Origin of the sequence: Aquirufa esocilacus, from assembly GCF_042715595.1 — a bacterium.
Taxonomy (GTDB): Bacteria; Bacteroidota; Bacteroidia; order Cytophagales; family Spirosomataceae; genus Aquirufa; species Aquirufa esocilacus.
Window position 1 is genome coordinate 612,450 of record NZ_JBBKXX010000003.1, and the last position, 17,915, is coordinate 630,364.

General features: G+C 44.2%; 17 protein-coding genes. 3 read left to right on the top strand and 14 right to left on the bottom strand.

All coding sequences use genetic code 11. The features are described 5' to 3' along the window. Nucleotide 1: 1 nt before the first annotated feature. Nucleotides 2–670 (bottom strand): ComF family protein, encoded by a 669-nt coding sequence (locus SKC37_RS11305; protein WP_377981570.1) that lies wholly within the window; start codon nucleotides 668–670, stop codon nucleotides 2–4. A 147-nt stretch (nucleotides 671–817) separates the two neighbouring features. On the opposite strand from SKC37_RS11305, the gene fusA reads away from it, so the two are divergent. Together fusA and SKC37_RS11315 are read left to right on the top strand one after the other, a co-directional pair. Continuing rightward, nucleotides 818–2,911 carry an elongation factor G gene (gene fusA, locus SKC37_RS11310; RefSeq protein WP_252623447.1) on the top strand — a complete coding sequence of 698 codons (2,094 nt, stop codon included), beginning with the start codon at nucleotides 818–820 and terminating at the stop codon, nucleotides 2,909–2,911. 167 nt (nucleotides 2,912–3,078) lie between these two features. Continuing rightward, a complete protein-coding gene (locus SKC37_RS11315; RefSeq protein ID WP_377981571.1) occupies nucleotides 3,079–3,789 on the top strand; it encodes an ABC transporter ATP-binding protein in 711 nt (236 codons plus the stop codon). Here the strand turns inward: SKC37_RS11315 and SKC37_RS11320 are convergent. The 12 genes from SKC37_RS11320 to purB form a co-directional block, all read right to left on the bottom strand. Continuing rightward, nucleotides 3,786–5,162 carry a Gfo/Idh/MocA family protein gene (locus tag SKC37_RS11320; RefSeq protein ID WP_377981572.1) on the bottom strand — a complete coding sequence of 459 codons (1,377 nt, stop codon included), beginning with the start codon at nucleotides 5,160–5,162 and terminating at the stop codon, nucleotides 3,786–3,788. The two genes, SKC37_RS11315 and SKC37_RS11320, sit on opposite strands and share 4 nt — an antisense overlap. Continuing rightward, nucleotides 5,162–6,310 carry a Gfo/Idh/MocA family protein gene (locus SKC37_RS11325; RefSeq protein ID WP_377981573.1) on the bottom strand — a complete coding sequence of 383 codons (1,149 nt, stop codon included), beginning with the start codon at nucleotides 6,308–6,310 and terminating at the stop codon, nucleotides 5,162–5,164. Before SKC37_RS11325 ends, SKC37_RS11320 begins: the two co-directional genes overlap by 1 nt. A 116-nt stretch (nucleotides 6,311–6,426) precedes the next feature. Then, complete coding sequence (rplS, locus tag SKC37_RS11330; protein ID WP_130894795.1) at nucleotides 6,427–6,780, bottom strand: 50S ribosomal protein L19; 354 nt, start codon at nucleotides 6,778–6,780, stop codon at nucleotides 6,427–6,429. A 112-nt stretch (nucleotides 6,781–6,892) separates the two neighbouring features. Beyond that, nucleotides 6,893–7,672 (bottom strand): tryptophan synthase subunit alpha, encoded by a 780-nt coding sequence (trpA, locus tag SKC37_RS11335; protein ID WP_252623439.1) that lies wholly within the window; start codon nucleotides 7,670–7,672, stop codon nucleotides 6,893–6,895. Between the two features lies 1 nt (nucleotide 7,673). Further along, nucleotides 7,674–8,861, bottom strand: a complete 1,188-nt coding sequence (gene trpB, locus SKC37_RS11340; protein ID WP_377981574.1) for a tryptophan synthase subunit beta — start codon at nucleotides 8,859–8,861, stop codon at nucleotides 7,674–7,676. A 2-nt stretch (nucleotides 8,862–8,863) separates the two neighbouring features. Further along, the gene (locus SKC37_RS11345; RefSeq protein WP_377981575.1) at nucleotides 8,864–9,457 is read right to left on the bottom strand and encodes a phosphoribosylanthranilate isomerase; all 594 of its coding nucleotides are present in this window, start codon (nucleotides 9,455–9,457) and stop codon (nucleotides 8,864–8,866) included. Nucleotides 9,458–9,459: 2 nt separating this feature from the next. Then, complete coding sequence (gene trpC / locus SKC37_RS11350; protein ID WP_377981576.1) at nucleotides 9,460–10,242, bottom strand: indole-3-glycerol phosphate synthase TrpC; 783 nt, start codon at nucleotides 10,240–10,242, stop codon at nucleotides 9,460–9,462. A 1-nt stretch (nucleotide 10,243) separates the two neighbouring features. Next, nucleotides 10,244–11,233, bottom strand: a complete 990-nt coding sequence (trpD, locus tag SKC37_RS11355) for an anthranilate phosphoribosyltransferase (protein ID WP_377981577.1) — start codon at nucleotides 11,231–11,233, stop codon at nucleotides 10,244–10,246. Nucleotides 11,234–11,236: 3 nt separating this feature from the next. After that, nucleotides 11,237–11,800: an anthranilate synthase component II gene (locus SKC37_RS11360; protein ID WP_377981578.1), complete on the bottom strand. Its 564-nt coding sequence runs from the start codon at nucleotides 11,798–11,800 to the stop codon at nucleotides 11,237–11,239. Nucleotides 11,801–11,804: 4 nt separating this feature from the next. Further along, nucleotides 11,805–13,214, bottom strand: coding sequence for an anthranilate synthase component I family protein (locus SKC37_RS11365; RefSeq protein WP_377981579.1), 1,410 nt, complete (start codon nucleotides 13,212–13,214; stop codon nucleotides 11,805–11,807). Nucleotides 13,215–13,403: 189 nt separating this feature from the next. Next, nucleotides 13,404–13,787: a VOC family protein gene (locus SKC37_RS11370; protein WP_377981580.1), complete on the bottom strand. Its 384-nt coding sequence runs from the start codon at nucleotides 13,785–13,787 to the stop codon at nucleotides 13,404–13,406. Between the two features lie 193 nt (nucleotides 13,788–13,980). Continuing rightward, complete coding sequence (gene purB, locus SKC37_RS11375; protein ID WP_377981581.1) at nucleotides 13,981–15,336, bottom strand: adenylosuccinate lyase; 1,356 nt, start codon at nucleotides 15,334–15,336, stop codon at nucleotides 13,981–13,983. Nucleotides 15,337–15,393: 57 nt separating this feature from the next. On the opposite strand from purB, the gene SKC37_RS11380 reads away from it, so the two are divergent. Next, the gene (locus tag SKC37_RS11380) at nucleotides 15,394–16,425 is read left to right on the top strand and encodes a sensor histidine kinase (RefSeq protein WP_377981582.1); all 1,032 of its coding nucleotides are present in this window, start codon (nucleotides 15,394–15,396) and stop codon (nucleotides 16,423–16,425) included. A 389-nt stretch (nucleotides 16,426–16,814) separates the two neighbouring features. Here SKC37_RS11380 and prfA read toward each other — a convergent pair whose 3' ends face one another. Beyond that, on the bottom strand, nucleotides 16,815–17,885 hold the full coding sequence (gene prfA / locus SKC37_RS11385; RefSeq protein WP_377981583.1) for a peptide chain release factor 1: 1,071 nt from the start codon (nucleotides 17,883–17,885) through the stop codon (nucleotides 16,815–16,817). Between the last annotated feature and the right edge of the window lie 30 nt (nucleotides 17,886–17,915).

Genomic DNA, 17,915 nt, shown 5'->3' on the forward strand with positions numbered 1-17,915 from the left:
CTCATTTTAAAGCAGCCAGTGCTAAGAAAGACAATTTCCCGGTGCTGGCTGCTTTTATTTTGGCCCCTGCCGCTAAAAACGTCGCACCCGTGGTTAGCGTATCATCTATGAGTAATATCCGCAAGCCGTCCAGTTCGCCCGGTCGCAACACTTCAAATACTTCCTCTAAGGTTTTATAACGTTCCGCTCGATTCAACCCGATCAACGAAGCAACCTGTTTCGTTCTTAGTAAATGTGTTTCAGACATGGGAATGCCGGAAGCGCGCGAAATCCCCTTTGCCACACAAGCGGCTTGATTATAACCTCGTTCTTTTAACCGAGAAGGATGTAGTGGCATTGGGATGAGCAAATCATACTCTTTCGTTGAAAATGATCGCCCCACACAACTCCCCAAATATTCCCCTAATCGCTCCTGCCGTTTGTATTTTATCTGGTGCAATAAATGCTGCACCTTTCCACCCTCCGAAAACACATAATAGGCGTGCACGCGATCATAGTCAATCAATCCGTCGAGCTTGTGCGAGATCCAATTAGGCTGTTCTAGGAATAATCCGGGGCTAGGCAGTTCGAATCGACAGCGGGTACAGATCCAATTTTCAGATCGAATAAGCACCTCATCGCAAGCAAAACAACATTTGGGATAAAGTAATTGTAAAAAGCTATTAATCATTTGGAAAAAACTTTTGTATTTAACTAAGTTTCAGTAATTTTGCACCCCTAAACAAGTACTCGAACGAGAATGTTGTCCAAGTACTTGATAATTAGCAAACGATTCAAAAACGGATTAAAAAAATCATTTCATAATTAACCTTTTAAAATGGCACGCGATTTAAAATTCACTAGAAACATCGGTATTGCTGCGCACATTGATGCGGGTAAAACCACCACTACGGAACGTATCCTGTATTATGCAGGGGTTTCCCACAAAATTGGTGAGGTACACGATGGTGCGGCAACAATGGACTGGATGGAGCAAGAGCAAGAGCGTGGTATCACGATCACTTCGGCTGCAACAACAGTAGGTTGGAAATACCGCGATCAAGATTACCACATCAACATTATCGATACTCCAGGTCACGTTGACTTTACAGTAGAGGTAAACCGTTCATTACGTGTATTAGATGGTCTAGTATTTTTATTCTCTGCAGTAGATGGTGTTGAGCCTCAATCAGAGACTAACTGGCGTTTAGCGAATAACTACAACGTAGCACGTATCGGTTTCGTTAACAAAATGGACCGTTCAGGTGCAGATTTCTTAAACGTGTGTAAGCAAGTGAAAGAAATGTTAGGTAGCTACGCAGTGCCTTTGCAATTGCCTATCGGAGCTGAAGAAGGATTCGAAGGGGTAGTTGACTTGGTTAACTTCCGTGGTATCAAATGGAACGAAGCAGATAAAGGAATGACATTCACTGAGGTACCTATCCCAGATGATATGTTAGAAGAGGCGACTGAATACCGTGAGAAATTATTAGAAGCAGTAGCTGAGTTTGATGAGTCTTTGATGGAGAAATACTTCGAAGATCCAGCATCTATCTCAGAAGATGAAATCTTAGCCGCTTTACGTGCAGCTACGATCTCTATGAAAATCGTTCCAATGCTTTGTGGTTCATCTTTCAAAAACAAAGGTGTTCAAACAATGTTGGATTACGTAATGGCTATCTTACCATCTCCGATGGACAAAGAAGGCGTTAAAGGAACTCACCCAGATACGGGCGAAGAGATTTTACGTAAGCCAAGTGAGTCTGAGCCTTTCGCGGCTTTGGCCTTTAAAATTGCAACTGACCCTTACGTAGGTCGTTTATGTTTCATCCGTGCTTATTCAGGTGGATTAGATTCAGGTTCTTATGTATTGAACAACCGTTCAGGAAATAAGGAGCGTATCTCTCGTATCTTCCAAATGCACGCAAACAAGCAAAACTCAATCGAGCGTTTAGGTGCTGGTGATATCGGTGCGGTAGTAGGTTTCAAAGACATCAAAACGGGAGATACTCTTTCTGATGAGAAACACCCTATCGTATTAGAAGCAATGGACTTCCCAGAGCCAGTTATCGGATACGCTATCGAGCCTAAGAAAACGGCTGATGCAGATAACTTCTCTAAAGCGATCACTAAATTGATCGAAGAAGATCCTACATTACAAGTTGAATCTAACGAAGAGACTGGTCAAACGATCATCAAAGGTATGGGTGAGCTTCACTTAGAGATCATCATCGACCGTATGCGTCGTGAGTTCAAGGTAGAAGTTAACCAAGGTGCTCCTCAAGTAGCTTACAAAGAGTCTTTAACTAAGACAACAGAACACCGTGAGGTTTACAAGAAACAATCAGGTGGTCGTGGTAAGTTTGCTGATATCGTATTTGAAATCGGACCAAGAGAAGATGACAAACCAGGTTTAGAATTCGTTAACAATATCGTGGGTGGTGTAATTCCTCGTGAATTTATTCCTGCAGTTCAAAAAGGTTTCGAAGAAGCAATGAAAAATGGTGCTTTGGCTGGATACCCAATGGATTCAATGAAAGTACGTTTATTCCACGGTTCATACCATGATGTCGATTCAGATTCATTATCATTTGAATTAGCAGCTCGTATGGGTTACAAAGAATCAGCAAAACAAGCGGGTGCTAAGTTAATGGAGCCTATCATGGCTGTAGACGTAGTTACTCCAGACGAATATACTGGACCTATCACAGGTGACTTAAACCGTCGTCGTGGTATCATGAAAGGTATGGATTCTCGTCAAGGAGCTGTTATCTTGAAGGCTGATGTGCCTCTTTCTGAATTATTCGGTTACGTAACAGATTTACGTACAATGTCTTCAGGACGTGCAACAGCATCGTTAACGTTCTCTCACTACGAATTCGTTCCGCAAAACATCGCTGACGAAGTAGTTAAGAAAGCAAAAGGATTGTAAGATTCTTTGAAGATAGAGAAAAGCCCGAGCGATTTGTTCGGGCTTTTTTTATGCCAAAACCTCTCATCCACCCTACACTCAATTCATCCTCCCCTGCTATCTTTTGTCTAAAAAGGAGAATTGTTTCCTAGAATGGATGTATTTTTGAATTCATTAATTTGATTGCTATGACTAAAATTATCGAGACCCAGTCTATTTCTAAACGTTACGTGATGGGAGAGGAAGTCATTGATGCCTTAAAGGATATCAATATTTCCGTGAACAAAGGAGAATACGTGGCTTTTATGGGCCCCTCGGGTTCTGGTAAATCAACTTTAATGAACATCGTAGGCTGCTTAGATACGCCCTCTACGGGTAAATATATCTTGAATGGACAAGATGTATCTGAAATGTCAGAAAATGAATTAGCGGCCGTCAGAAACAAGGAAATTGGTTTTGTTTTCCAAACTTTCAACCTATTACCCCGCCAATCAGCACTTGAAAACGTAGCCTTGCCTTTAATCTATGCAGGTTACACCAAAAAAGAACGTACTGAAATCGCGATGAACGCGTTAAAAGGGGTGGGACTAGACAACCGCGCCTTACATAAGCCGAACGAGCTTTCAGGGGGTCAAAGACAGCGTGTTGCCGTGGCTCGTGCTCTAGTGAACGATCCATCTATCTTATTAGCCGATGAGCCTACGGGTAACTTAGATACCAAAACCTCCTATGAGATCATGGATCTCTTCGATCAATTGCACAAAAAAGGCAATACCATCGTCATGGTTACCCACGAAGACGATATTGCCCAGTATGCCCACCGCATCATTCGTTTACGTGATGGCGTCGTCGAATCTGACACCATTAACAAAAACGTCAGAAAGGTCGAAAAAATCTAAAACTTAATCCGATCCGTTCCATAAGGTGCACGTTGTGCTCTACGTAACCAGGTATTGGCTTCCGCATCATTCACAAAGTGTTCCTGCGTAGGATCCCATTGTAATTTGCGTGGTATTTTCATTGCCACGTGTGTGATCAAGCAAACCGTACAGGCGCGGTGACCTATCTCGATCGGAGAAATCGGCTCTTTGCGTGACTCGATACAATCTAGCCAGTTCCCGTGTTGATCTTCCGAATGATACAAGTGTGTTTCTTTCTCACCGATTACGGATTGCAAAATCTTCGGATCAGACGCATCTAAGGCTTTTGATCGCACTTTCGCCGTAGGATCACTTGGCGTTGCTGCATAATCTCCGCGTGACACAAAAATCCAACCCTCAGAACCCTCGTAGCGAATACCGTTTTGGTAACCTCCTGAAGTGTACATCGTGATGCCGTTTGCGTATTCTGCTTTCGACATAAAATCACCGTGTACATTCCAAAGTCCTGACTTTGGAAATTCAGCCACCGATTCTATCGAAATGGGACCGGTGTATTCTGTATCCATTCCCCAGGCAGCAGAATCGTAATGGTGTTGACCCCAACCCGTAATCATTCCCGCGCCAAATTGCTCCATACGCAACCAACCCGGGCGATCGTATCCCTTTTGAGGATGAACGGCGATCTCTGTGTAAGCCATTTCGGGAGTAGAGCCTAACCACATATCAAAATTGAAACCTTTCGGTACTGGCATCGCTGGTGCCGGAGGTCCGGACGGATCACCTGGTAAACCAATTTTAACGGTATGTAATTTTCCGATACGGCCGTTGCGTACTAATTCGGCGGCAATTCTAAACTGAGACGTAGAACGCTGCTGTGTTCCTACTTGCAAAATACGACCCGTTTTCTTGATTACGTTAGCTAATTGACGACCTTCATGAATCGTCAGAGAGGTAGGCTTTTGCAAGTAAATATCTTTCCCCGCTAGGGCCGCTTCCATCGCTGGTTGCGCATGCCAAAAATCTGGCGTACTAATCATCACAGCATCAATATCTTTATTCAAAAGCATCTCGCGGTAATCATCATACATCTTCACATCGATGTAATTCGACTGGCCCGTTTTCTTCGTGTAGTATTCTTCGACTAATTGCTTCGTTTCTTCAGTGCGGTGGCGATCTAAATCGCAAACCGCCATGATACGCGCCTTGTCGTGCTTCCAGGTGCCGGGCAAATCGTGGGTGCGCGCGATGCGTCCACAGCCAATTTGGGCGATGTTGATTTTATTACTAGGGGCATCTTTGCCGCCTAGAACGTTCGCTGGAACGATGGTAGGAAAACCCAAAGTACCCGCGGCACCTAAGGCGATTTTTTGAACAAAATTTCTTCTTTTCATTAGGTCAGTGCTATTTTAGTGGCTTTCGCCTGTGCTTGTAAAGCTAATTCAGTGGCTAGAAAACAGTGTTCTTGGGTCATCGCCGTTTCCGTGCGATTCACCACATCATCCACCACCTTTTCTCCATGGGTCAATTCCACATTTTTGCAATCCACATACAAGGTCTCTTTGTTATTTACCACATATAAATGACTTCCCACTCCGTGTGGCGAAGCGATGTCTGTGTTCTTACGAATTTCCATAAATCCTTCCGTCCCTAATATCGTCAAGCGACCATCACCCCATGTATTTAGGCCATTCGGCGTAAACCAGTCCACCCGTATATATCCTGAACCACCGTTTCCTTGCAGCATTAAATCACCAAAATCTTGAAATTCGGGATGTTGTGGATAGGTGTAGTTAGCCACTTGAGAAGCAACCACTTTGGCCTGCTTAGAACCCGTAAAATGCAAGAATTGATCTACTTGGTGAGAACCGATATCACAAATAATACCACCATAATATTTCTTATCGAAGAACCAGGCTGGACGTGCATTCAGACTAATGCGATGTGGTCCCGTGCCTATGGTTTGGATAACTTTTCCAATCATTCCTGTCGCGACTAATTCACTCGCTTTCTCCGTCGCCTTGTTCTCAAAACGCTCGCTATAAGAAATGGAATAGATGCGTTTGGTAGCTTTTTGAACCTTGCGAACCTCCGCTAATTGGGCTAAACTCGTAATCCCGGGTTTGTCCACCATATAATCTTTCCCGTGCTGCATCACTTTAATTCCTAAAGGCGCGCGCTCAACTGGAATGATGGAACTTAGGATTAATTGAATCGAGGGATCTTCTAAGATTTCATTTTCAGAGGCGGCTTGCTTGACACCGGGGAATTTAGCGGCAAAGTCTTTGGCTAAATCTGCCTCCCTCGCATAAAAAGAGACCATTTCTCCGCCTCCCTTCATAATAGAGGCGGCCATGCCGTAGATATGACTATGATTAATTCCGATGACCCCAAATTTAATGCGCGGCGCAATGGCGCGTGCTGGCACTTCGGGGGCAAAGGTTTTCGTGACGTCTTTAAAAGAACTAGGTAAAAAGGCCATACCGCCTAGCATACTTGCATTGTGCAAGAATTCGCGGCGATTCGAAGCATTAGTTTTCATTTCAATAGGTTTATTTACCTACAAAAGTAAAATTCTAGCTGAGATTACTGACATGTGGCCATAAAAAAAGCTGCTCATTTCTGAACAGCTTTCTTATTATATAAAAAATCTCAAACCTATTTTTTCTTCTCTTTAACACGAGCCGCTTTTCCTTGCTTACCACGCATGTAGTATAAACGTGCACGACGTACTTTACCACGACGTAATACTTCAATTTTGTCGATGTTTGGTGACAAGATTGGGAAAATACGTTCAACACCGATACCGTTAGAGATCTTACGAACTGTGAAAGACTCACCAGCACCAGAATTTTTACGTTGAATAACTAAACCTTGGAAAACCTGGATACGCTCCTTGTTACCTTCACGAATTTTCACGTGTACGTTAACTGTGTCTCCTGCAGCGAATTCAGGGTGTTCTCCTCTACGTGCTGCGTTTTCTTGCTCTACGAATTTAATTAAATCGCTCATCTGAACTAATTTTTATTTGATGATAATCAGCGCTTAGCGGCCCACTTGTGCATAAGATCGTCTGATTGGGGTTGCAAAGATAGGAAAAATATTTCTTTCCAAAAACATTTGCCTAGTTTTTACCTTTAATCGACTGCACAAAGGCAACGATCTCAGCACTAAGGTCTTTCGCCTGCGCGATCATCTTCACAAAAGCACTACCAATAATAGCCCCAGAGGCATTCTTAGATGCTTTCACAAAGCTCTCGTGATCCGAAATCCCAAAACCAATCAAACGTGGATTCTGCAAATTCATCGCGGCAATCCGGGAGAAATAAACTTCCTGATCAGCAGAGATACCTGTTTTTGCTCCCGTCGTACTCGCAGAAGACACCATGTAAATGAATCCCTTCGAGACCGAATCGATGTGGCGAATGCGCTCGTCGTTCGTTTGTGGGGTAATTAACAGAATATTGAACAAACCGTATTTTTCAAAAATTTCGCGGTAAGACGCCTCGTATTCCACCATCGGTAAATCGGGCAAAATCAATCCATCCACTCCTACTTCGGCACATTTCGCGCAGAAAGCCTCCACACCATATTGTAAAACGGGGTTAATATAACCCATCAAGAGAACGGGAACCGTAATGCTTTTACGCATGTCTTTCAATTGCTCGAAAAGATGCGCCACGCTCATTCCCTGTTCTAAAGCGGCTTGATTCGAAAGCTGTATGGTTTCTCCATCGGCCACTGGATCAGAATAAGGCATTCCTACCTCAATAATATCGACGCCTCCTGCTTGCAGCGCGTTCAAAACCGTCATCGTATCCTCCAAACGAGGAAAACCAGCCGTCGTATACACATTCAAAATGGGTTCAGTCGCTGAAGCAAAAAGGGCTGAAATTCTGTTCATCTTAGTCATTCAATTTTAAACGGTTTTGGTAAGTCGCTAAATCTTTGTCCCCTCTTCCGGACACATTAACGACTACGATTTCATTCGGCTTAGCTTGCAATCTTTCGAATACAGCCAAAGCATGTGCCGTCTCTAAAGCGGGAATAATTCCCTCTAACTGGGAGCATTCCACGGCAGCCACTAGCGCCTCCTCATCCGTCACTCCAAAGAATGTCGCACGGCCGGATTCAAACAAATGCGCGTGCATAGGTCCGATTCCCGGATAATCTAAGCCGGCAGAGATCGAATATGGTTCGATTACCTGGCCATCTTCCGTTTGCATCGATAAACTCTTGCTACCATGTAAGACGCCTGGCTTTCCTAAGAAAGTAGTCGCTGCTGAATGACCTGAATTAACCCCTAGACCTGCCGCCTCCGCCGCGATCAATGCCGTGCGAGGCTCATCTAAGAAATGGTAAAACGCACCCGCCGCATTAGATCCTCCACCCACACACGCAATCACGTAGTCTGGGTAATCACGGCCTTCTTTCTCTTGTAATTGAAAACGAATCTCCTCGGAAATAACCGCCTGAAAACGAGCGACCATGTCCGGGTAAGGATGGGGTCCTACGACGGAACCAATGATATAATGGGTATCTACCGGGTGATTAATCCAGTGACGCATCGCCTCGTTGGTGGCATCTTTCAAGGTTTTTGAACCGGAAGTGGCTGGAACTACGTGTGCACCTAACATTCGCATACGCGCCACGTTAGGGGCTTGTCTTTCGATATCGATGGCACCCATGTATACGATACATTCCATACCCATCAAGGCACAAACTGTTGCCGTGGCTACGCCGTGTTGTCCAGCGCCTGTTTCTGCTACGATTTTTGATTTGCCTAGGCGTTTTGCTACGAGGATTTGGCCTATCGTATTGTTAATCTTGTGTGCACCGGTGTGACACAAATCTTCGCGCTTTAAATAGATATTCGTGTTGTATTTCGCAGACAAACGCTCTGCCTTGAAAAGAGGCGTAGGACGACCCACGTAATCTTTTAACAAGGCGTGGAATTCTTCTTGAAAAGAGGGTTCCGCGATAATGTCTAAATAGCGGGAACGTAATTCCTCGACATTTGGGTATAACATTTCTGGAATAAAGGCCCCGCCAAAACTTCCGTAATACCCACGCTCATCTACATTAAATGACATAATTATAGCTGTTTTACTAGTTCTTTCACTTGCTCGATATCCTTAAATCCGGGACGTATTTCGAGTTTACTATTAAAGTCCAAAGCATATAAGCCCGGAAAATCCTTCACCTTTTCCACATCCCCTGCCTGCAATCCACCTGCCAAAATATAGGGGATATCCAATTTATACTGCGTTAATAATGACCAATCAAAATGTTCTCCCGTTCCACCTACTTGAGCGCCTTTTTTCGTATCAAACAAATAGAAATCAGGCTTGTCTGTTAGATCGAGATCTTTCGCTGAGCCCACACTGATTGCCTTGATGACCTGTAATCCGGCAGCTTGCAAGGCTTCTATTTCTGTTTGACCCTCTTCTCCGTGCAATTGCACGACCGAGAATCCAGCATTTTTAGACAAGGTGATAATATTGTCCGTCGTTTCATTGACAAAAACGCCAACCGCCTTCGTTTTGGCAGACAAGGCCGGAATGACAAAGTTTTGTCCTACGTAACGCGGCGATTTAGGTGCCCAAATAAAGCCCAGGAAGTCTGGCCCTAAAGCCGCCACTTCTTGGATATTTTCTGGTTCCCGCATGCCACATACTTTCCACTTCATACCTAGTTAATAAAGTCGCTCAAGGCTTTTCCTGGGTTTTCGGTCTTCATGAAGCTCTCGCCTATCAAGAAGCCGCGGTAACCGTAGGTTTTTAATTCTGTTATGATCTCCGGACCCGAAATGCAACTCTCAGAAACCTTGACGAATTGGGATGGTATTTTGGATGCCAAAACTTTGGACGCCTCCACATTTTGCTCCGAGAAATTCTTCAAATTCCGGTTATTCACTCCTACTACGGAAATATACTCTCCAAGCGAACGATCTAATTCTTCTTGATCGTGCACCTCGAGTAAGGTTTCCATACCTAATGAACGCGCTAAGGTTCCTAATGTTTTGATTTCAGCTGGACTTAAAGCCGCCGCAATCAAGAGCACTACGTCAGCGCCCATGGACTTCGCTTCGATGATTTGGTATTCATCGATCATAAAGTCTTTGCGCAAAATAGGCGAATTCGGGTTCGTGCGACGCGCTAAGTCGAAATCAGCATAGGTTCCTCCAAAATAGGATTCATCTGTCAACACCGACAAACAAGCCGCACCCGCCTCCACATAGCCTTTTGTCACCACATCCACTCCTAAGCGGTCATTGATAATGCCTTTCGAGGGGGATTTGCGCTTGAATTCAGCAATCACTCCCGTGGAAGCCGGCTGAACTAAAGACATCGACAAGGAATGACAAGCGCGCGCGAAAAAACCCTGTTTTTCGAGCTGAGCAGTCGTGGTGCGCGCTTTACATGCGGCAACTTCCTGTCTTTTGGTGGCTATGATTTGGTCTAATATGCTCATCTTAATCCATTATAAATTTCTTGAAAGCCTGGAAAGCACGACCACTTTCTAAGGATTCCTTCGCTAAAGCATAACCTTCCACTAGGTTGCCCGCCTTGCCTGCTACAAACAAACCAGCTCCTGCATTTGCTAAAACCGCTTGCGTTTGTGCGGGTGTGCCTTCGCGCTGCAATATTCGGTACAACATATTCGCTGATGCCTCCGCCGTAGAACCGCCAAACAATTCAGATTGAGCTACCACTTCGCAGCCAATATCTCCTGGATTGTAAATCGAAGCTCCATCAGGAGTGGTTAAACGGAAAGCAGAGGTTAACGAGATTTCGTCGTAACCATCTTCCGCATAGACGATGCCATATTGTTTGCCGGAACCGGCAAAAAATCCTTCATACAATGCGAATGCTTCTGGCGAATAGACGCCGGAGATTTGCTTGTTGACTTTGGCAGGATTCAATAAAGGTCCTAACAAATTGAAGAAAGTCTTCATCCCTAATTCCTTGCGGATAGGGCCCACGAAGCGCATCGCTGGATGGAAAAGAGGAGCGTGCAAGAAGCACATTCCCGCCGTTTCCATCTTGCGTTTCAAGATCTTCGGGTCGTTATTAAATTTCAATCCCAAAAACTCCAACACCGTCGACGATCCCACCGAAGAGGAAACGCCGTGATTACCATGCTTGGCGATTTTTTGACCGGCTCCCACAATGATGAAAGAGGACGTCGTCGAAATGTTAAAGGTATCTTTCCCATCTCCACCCGTTCCACACACATCCATCGCATCAAATTCCGAAAGATCCACCGTGATGGCTAATTCCATCATCGCTGAAACAAACCCTTTCAGCTCATCCACTTGAATCGGATTGAACCAATAAGAGGATAAAAATGCGGCGATTTGACTTGGATTGATTTCTCCTTGACCAATACGCAGCAATATCTCTCTTGCATCGTTTTCTGATAACGCCTCTCCCGCTGCCCGTCTATTTAATATATCTTTCATTACTTATTTCATCCAATTTTTAATCATTTGCAATCCGTGTTGCGTTAAAAACGCCTCCGGGTGGAATTGCACCCCGCGCACATCGTATTTCGAATGCGCCTCCGCTAACACAAAACCTTTGTCATCTTGCGCCGTAATCTTTAGCTCACTCGGCATCGTCGATGGAACTACCGTCCACGAGTGGTAGCGGCATACTTCGAAACGGGATGGGATATCTAAGAACAAGCGTTCTGTCGGGTCCGTCACCACGCATTCGGTGGTCACGCCATGTAATACCTCACCCATATTGCTCAGTTGAGAACCAAAAGCCTCGGCAATTGCTTGGTGTCCTAGGCAGACGCCTAGAATTTTTTTGGTCGACTTATATTCCTTCAATAAATCCATCATAATTCCTGCTTCCGACGGAATCCCTGGACCCGGCGACAACAAGATTTGATCGTATTTACCCACTTCCTCTAGGGAAATTTTATCATTGCGAAACACGTCCACCTCTGTGCCTAATTCCTTCAACAGGTAGACCAAATTGTACACAAAGGAATCGTAATTATCTATCACTAAAACTTTCATATCCTTAGGCTAAATTTTCTGCTACCTCTAATGCTCTGCGCAAGGCGGCTAGTTTATTGTGAATTTCCTGCATCTCACTTTCCACCACGGACTTCGCGACTACGCCCATTCCGGCTTGGAAAAACAAGGTGTCTCCTTTACTCAAAAACGTACGAATCGCGATGGCGTGATTGAAATTACCCTCGAAATCCATAAATCCGATCGCCCCGCCATAAATAGCCCGATTTGTGGGCTCCAAGCGGTTAATAATCGTCATCGCATTGTGTTTAGGCGCACCACTTAAAGTGCCTGCCGGGAATGTATCCGCTACCATTTGCAAGGGATTCACGCCCTTTTGCAAGTGCCCTGTTACTTTGGAAACCAAGTGAATCACGTGCGAGAAAAATTGAACTTCCTTGAACGTCTCCACCTTCACATTATCCGCCGAACGACTTAAATCGTTCCGCGCCAAATCCACTAACATCACATGTTCTGCTGATTCTTTCGGATCCGCGATCAAAGCCTGGGCTAATTCCGCATCACGGGCATCATCGCCTGAACGTCTAAATGTTCCTGCAATCGGATGAATCTCCGCGACTGAACCCTCAATTTTGATCTGCTTCTCTGGAGAGGCTCCAAAAATCCGGTATTCCTCGTAATCAAAATAGAACAAATAGGGCGATGGATTCACCGAGCGAAGTGCGCGATAGACTTGAAAATCATCGCCTTGGAACTTTTGGGCAAAACGTCTAGAGGGAACGATTTGAAATACATCCCCGCGCAAACAGTGTTTGATACAGGTATTGACGATTTCACGCGTCTGGTCTTCGGTTAAATTACTCACCTCTTCCCCTTGACGAGCGAATGACGCAGTCGCATAATGCGGCATGTCTAACAGGTAGGTAATCGTATCAAAGCTAGGCTCAGAACCATCGTAGCTGTGCGCGTAGAGGCTCATTTGGTTGTTAAAATGATTCACCGCCACCACATAACGGTACACATAATACCGAATAGACGGGATTTCTGATTCGGGATTTTTGGCCTGAATATCGATATCCTCGAAATAGGTCACCGCATCATAGGAGATATGGCCAAATAGTCCGTTCGCCATCGGCGAATCCCCTTTTTCTTTCTTGAAATCAAAGCGATCAGCAAAGCTTTTCAACGCCGCTACCGCATCAGGACGATTCGCTAAGGTGAAATTCTCCTGCGTTCCGTCTGGAAAAGTTTGAGTGACTTTCGAATCCGTTAATTCGAAACGAGCAATTGGATCAAAAGCAATGTGCGAAAAGCCATGCTCTTTACCGTGATAATCTGCCGATTCTAAAATGACAGAGTTCTTATAGTTTTTGCGAATCTTCAAAAAGATTCCGATTGGCGTCAGTGTATCTGCCAAAAGTGTTTTCCGTGAAGTTCGTATATTTATGCTAGACATGTTTCAAAGGGCAAAATTAATAAAAAAAGGCTTACTGTTGAACAGCAAGCCTTTAGTAAACATATCATGTACACACAGCGAAACTGTTCAGGGATTATTATCCTTGCCACCAGTTTTTGTTGTATGTTGCTTTTGTCATTGTTTTGTTATTTGATACAAATGTAGAGTGAAATCTGTAAAATCAAAATTTTAACCGATCAAATCCCACAAATTTCCATATAAATCGGCGAATACGAGCACTTTACCATATTCTTCCTCGCTTGGACCGCGTACAATCGTAATGCCCTGAGCGATCAAATTCGCATGATCCCTTTCAAAATCATCCGTATGCAAGAACAGAAATACGCGTCCTCCGGTCTGATTACCTACTCTCGATTTTTGTTCGTCCGTCGCCGCTTTTGCTAACAATAATTGACAAGAACCTTCGCCAGATGGTTGAACTAGTACCCAACGCTTCACATCACTCAAAACCGTATCTTCCACTAATGTGAAACCCAATTTTTCCGTGTACCAAGCGATGGCTTCGTCGTAATCGGCTACCACGAGGGCAATGTGCATGAGGCGGTGGTTCATAACAGTGGGCAGTTTTCAGTGGGTAGTGGGTAGTGGGTAGTGGTCGGTAGTCCGGAGGGAATGAGTCCGGAGGGGTTTAGTCGGTAGTCCGTAGGGAAAGAGTCCGAAGTCCGGAGGACCATTCACCACTTACCATTCACCATTCACCATCTTTACTCTATTATCTATAATCTTTTAAATATTCGGTTGCGGCTTAGTTTTCGTCGCGGCCTACGAAGTTAAATGGTGAGATTAATTTCAATTCTGCCTTAATCGCGTCCGAAACGGCTAATCCGTCAATGAATGCGTGAAAAACAGCTTGGTCAATCTTTCCGTGGTGGCGCGTCAAATCTTTCAATGCCTCATACGGTTTAGGGAATGCCTCACGTCGCAATACCGTTTGGATTGCCTCCGCGATGACCACCCAGTTATCTTCTAAATCCTGTTGGATTTTGCTATTGTTCAATTCTAATTTACCCAAACCGCGTTGCAAGGAATTCAAAGAGATCACGACGTGCGCCAAAGGCGTTCCCACGTTACGCAATACCGTCGAATCAGTCAAGTCGCGTTGTAAACGCGAAATCGGAAGCTTCGCTGACAAGAATTCAAAGAAAGCATTCGCCATCGCTAAATTTCCCTCCGCGTTTTCAAAGTCAATCGGGTTTACCTTGTGAGGCATCGCCGAAGATCCGATTTCTCCTGCTTTAATCTTTTGCTTAAAATACCCCATCGAAATGTATTGCCAAATATCTCTGGACAAGTCAATCAAGATTGTATCTAAACGCTTCAAGCCATCGAAATAGGCTGCTAAATTATCGTAATGCTCAATTTGAGTCGTGTATTGACTACGCTTAATTCCTAAATCAGCATGCAATTTCGCCGCAAATTGTGGCCAATTAATTTCTGGGAATGACACCTGGTGCGCATTGAAATTACCCGTTGCTCCACCAAATTTCCCCGTAAAAGGCACTTGCGCTAACAGGTCTAGTTGACGATTCAGACGCTCCACAAACACTTTGATTTCTTTTCCTAAACGCGTAGGAGAAGCCGGTTGTCCATGGGTATGCGCTAACAAAGGAATCTCTTTCCACTCGGTTGCATAAGCGTCTAAAGTCGCCACCACTGCCTGGTAAGCAGGCAAAATCACCTCGCGATGAGCTTCAGCAATTGATAATGGAATCGCTGTGTTGTTAATATCTTGGGATGTTAAACCAAAGTGAATGAACTCCACAAAAGGACTCATATCGCCAGGCAGCGCTAACATGCGGTCTTTGATAAAATATTCTACCGCCTTCACATCATGGTTTGTCACCTTTTCGGTGTCCTTGATCCATGTCGCATCGGCCTCCGTAAAATTTGTATACATGGAACGTAATGCCGCATAATGATCCTTAGGGAATCCTTTTAAGGGAGCCAATGGAATCTCGCACAACGCAATAAAGTATTCAATTTCAACTCGCACCCGGTATTGGATCAATCCAAATTCAGAAAAATAAGGAGCTAGTGCGGCGGTTTGTTTGCGGTAACGACCATCAACCGGAGAAATGGCAGTCAATAAATTTAATTCCATGCGATCTTATCAAAGCACAAAGGTACAACAATTTAAAAATTATCCGTAATTTCAAGCATGCTAAGTCCCCGCTACCTTTCCATCCTTTTAGCCTTTGTCATCGCTGGGGTGGCAACTGCTTTTATTTCGTTCCTTCCACACTCTGATTCTGCCACCCTTTTTGTCGCTTTTATCAGTGTGTTGATATTTGGATCCATCTTGATCTTTTTTGCCTTAGACAACCTCGTTTTCAAGGAGGTTAATGAGTTATATGACCAAATTAAGCAGATAAAAAAGAAGAATTTCCCCTTAATTTCTCGTAAGCAGTTAGTCCAAAAAGAGAACCCCATCGAACTCTTAAAGAAAGAATTAACCGCCTACGTTTCCACTACAGAGGACGAAGTAAAAGAGTTGAAAAAAGCCGCGGTTTACCGCCAAGAATTTTTGGCAGACGTATCTCACGAACTCAAAACACCCATTTTTGCGGCCCAAGGATTCGTCCACACACTGTTGGACAACCCAGATGAAAGCCCAGAAATACGCCAAAAATTCCTCGAAAAAGCCGCCAAAAGTTTAGACGGCCTCGATGTTTTAGTACAAGATCTCTTAACCGTTTCTAAAATTGAAACCGGCGCCATAAAAATTGAAAAGAAACGCATTAACCTTAGACCTCTAATCGAAGACATCTTCGATCAATTGGAGAGCAAAGCAAAAAAACGGGGGGTCTCTTTACAATTAATATGCACAGATACGGCCATCGACGTGAAAGCAGATGCTCAACGGATACAACAGGTGCTCGTCAATCTAATTGACAATGGAGTCAAATACGGCAATCAAGATGGGAAAGTGTCTGTTACGATAGAAGACCGCAAAAAGGCCTACTTGATCACCGTAAAAGACAACGGTCCAGGTATCCCTGAAAAACACTTACCTCGTATTTTCGAACGCTTCTACCGAATCGACAAAAGCCGCACAAAACTCAGCGGAGGAACTGGTTTAGGCTTATCCATCGTAAAACACATCATCCAAGCGCATGGAAGTAAGATCACTGTGCTTTCGAAAGTGGATAAGGGGACGAGTTTTAGCTTTAAGCTTGAGAAAGCAATATAGTTTAGATTAGAGAGCATAGAGCATAGAGCATAGAGCATAGAGCATAGAGCATAGAGCATAGAGCATAGAGCATAGAGCATAGAGCATAGAGCATAGAGCATAGAGCATAGAGCATAGAGCATAGAGGTGGAATAAAAAATGGGGACAGACGTCCCCATTTTTTATGAGTATTGAAATACTCAAAAATATCCCTAGCTCTTCAGTAAGGTTTAAAAGGACTTTTTGCGAAAATTATGACGTAGGCCAATTTTGCATTTTTTACCAAGAGTGTAAATTTTTTATTGTGGCGATAAAACATGACACAGGCCATTTTTAGCTACTTTTCTAGAAAGGTTTAGTAAAACAAATTCAGAAAAATATGGCGTAGACCATTTTTCGAATTTGATTGACTAAACCGCCCCTTCAGTCAACCTCTCCGCATTCTCCGCAATTCTCAACTGCTCAATAAAATCAGCAATTTCTCCGTCCATTACGACCGGAAGATTATAAACGGTTAAGCCGATACGGTGATCGGTTACACGGCCTTGAGGATAATTATAGGTTCTAATTTTATCTGAACGGTCTCCAGAGCCTACCATCGATTTACGATTTCCGGCGATTTCTGCGTTGCGTTTCGCTAATTCAATTTCATATAGACGAGATCGAAGAACCGTCATCGCTTTGTCAAAGTTCTTAATTTGAGAACGTTCGTCCTGACATTGTACCACTAAGCCGGATGGAATATGGGTTACACGGACGGCTGAATACGTCGTATTTACGGACTGACCACCTGCACCAGATGAACAGAAAGTATCTTTACGGATGTCATTCATATTGATTTGGACATCGACTTCGTCCGCCTCTGGCAATACCGCCACGGAAGCGGCTGAAGTATGAATACGGCCAGCTGATTCTGTCGCTGGAACACGTTGAACGCGGTGAACGCCCGATTCAAACTTTAATTTAGCATATACATCTTCGCCCTGAACAGACGCGATAATCTCTTTATAACCACCCGCGGTACCGTCGGTGAAGTCCATGATTTGGAAAGTCCAACCCATTTTCTCCGCGTAACGCTGGTACATGCGGAAGATGTCTCCGGCAAAAATCGATGCTTCGTCGCCACCAGCTCCGGCGCGAACCTCTAGAATACAGTCTTTCGAATCGTTCGGGTCACGCGGGATTAACATCTCTTTCAAAACCTCTTGCATTTCCTTTTCCGCGGGAACTAATTCTTCTAATTCCGCTTTCGCCATGTCGCGAAAATCCTCGTCTTTTTCCGTAGCGATCACTTGTTTAGCCTCCTCAATGGAGCCTAATAAGTTTTGGTAGGCCAAATATTGGTCTACAATTTTCTGCAAATCCTTGTATTCTTTACTCAAGGTCTTGAATTTCTTCAAGTCGGACACCACTTCTGGCATCGCAATTTGTTGTTCTACTTCTAAAAATCGTTCTCGGATGGCCTCTAGCTGCTCCAGCATAACATGTTGGGTTAAAAAAAATCGTTGCAA

Bases quoted from the DNA above. Each gene is read 5' to 3' on its own strand.
- SKC37_RS11305 (WP_377981570.1), bottom strand. From the start codon at position 670: ATGATTAATAGCTTTTTACAATTACTTTATCCCAAATGTTGTTTTGCT.
- fusA (WP_252623447.1), top strand. From the start codon at position 818: ATGGCACGCGATTTAAAATTCACTAGAAACATCGGTATTGCTGCGCAC.
- SKC37_RS11315 (WP_377981571.1), top strand. From the start codon at position 3,079: ATGACTAAAATTATCGAGACCCAGTCTATTTCTAAACGTTACGTGATG.
- SKC37_RS11320 (WP_377981572.1), bottom strand. From the start codon at position 5,162: ATGAAAAGAAGAAATTTTGTTCAAAAAATCGCCTTAGGTGCCGCGGGT.
- SKC37_RS11325 (WP_377981573.1), bottom strand. From the start codon at position 6,310: ATGAAAACTAATGCTTCGAATCGCCGCGAATTCTTGCACAATGCAAGT.
- rplS (WP_130894795.1), bottom strand. From the start codon at position 6,780: ATGAGCGATTTAATTAAATTCGTAGAGCAAGAAAACGCAGCACGTAGA.
- trpA (WP_252623439.1), bottom strand. From the start codon at position 7,672: ATGAACAGAATTTCAGCCCTTTTTGCTTCAGCGACTGAACCCATTTTG.
- trpB (WP_377981574.1), bottom strand. From the start codon at position 8,861: ATGTCATTTAATGTAGATGAGCGTGGGTATTACGGAAGTTTTGGCGGG.
- SKC37_RS11345 (WP_377981575.1), bottom strand. From the start codon at position 9,457: ATGAAGTGGAAAGTATGTGGCATGCGGGAACCAGAAAATATCCAAGAA.
- trpC (WP_377981576.1), bottom strand. From the start codon at position 10,242: ATGAGCATATTAGACCAAATCATAGCCACCAAAAGACAGGAAGTTGCC.
- trpD (WP_377981577.1), bottom strand. From the start codon at position 11,233: ATGAAAGATATATTAAATAGACGGGCAGCGGGAGAGGCGTTATCAGAA.
- SKC37_RS11360 (WP_377981578.1), bottom strand. From the start codon at position 11,800: ATGAAAGTTTTAGTGATAGATAATTACGATTCCTTTGTGTACAATTTG.
- SKC37_RS11365 (WP_377981579.1), bottom strand. From the start codon at position 13,214: ATGTCTAGCATAAATATACGAACTTCACGGAAAACACTTTTGGCAGAT.
- SKC37_RS11370 (WP_377981580.1), bottom strand. From the start codon at position 13,787: ATGAACCACCGCCTCATGCACATTGCCCTCGTGGTAGCCGATTACGAC.
- purB (WP_377981581.1), bottom strand. From the start codon at position 15,336: ATGGAATTAAATTTATTGACTGCCATTTCTCCGGTTGATGGTCGTTAC.
- SKC37_RS11380 (WP_377981582.1), top strand. From the start codon at position 15,394: ATGCTAAGTCCCCGCTACCTTTCCATCCTTTTAGCCTTTGTCATCGCT.
- prfA (WP_377981583.1), bottom strand. From the start codon at position 17,885: ATGCTGGAGCAGCTAGAGGCCATCCGAGAACGATTTTTAGAAGTAGAA.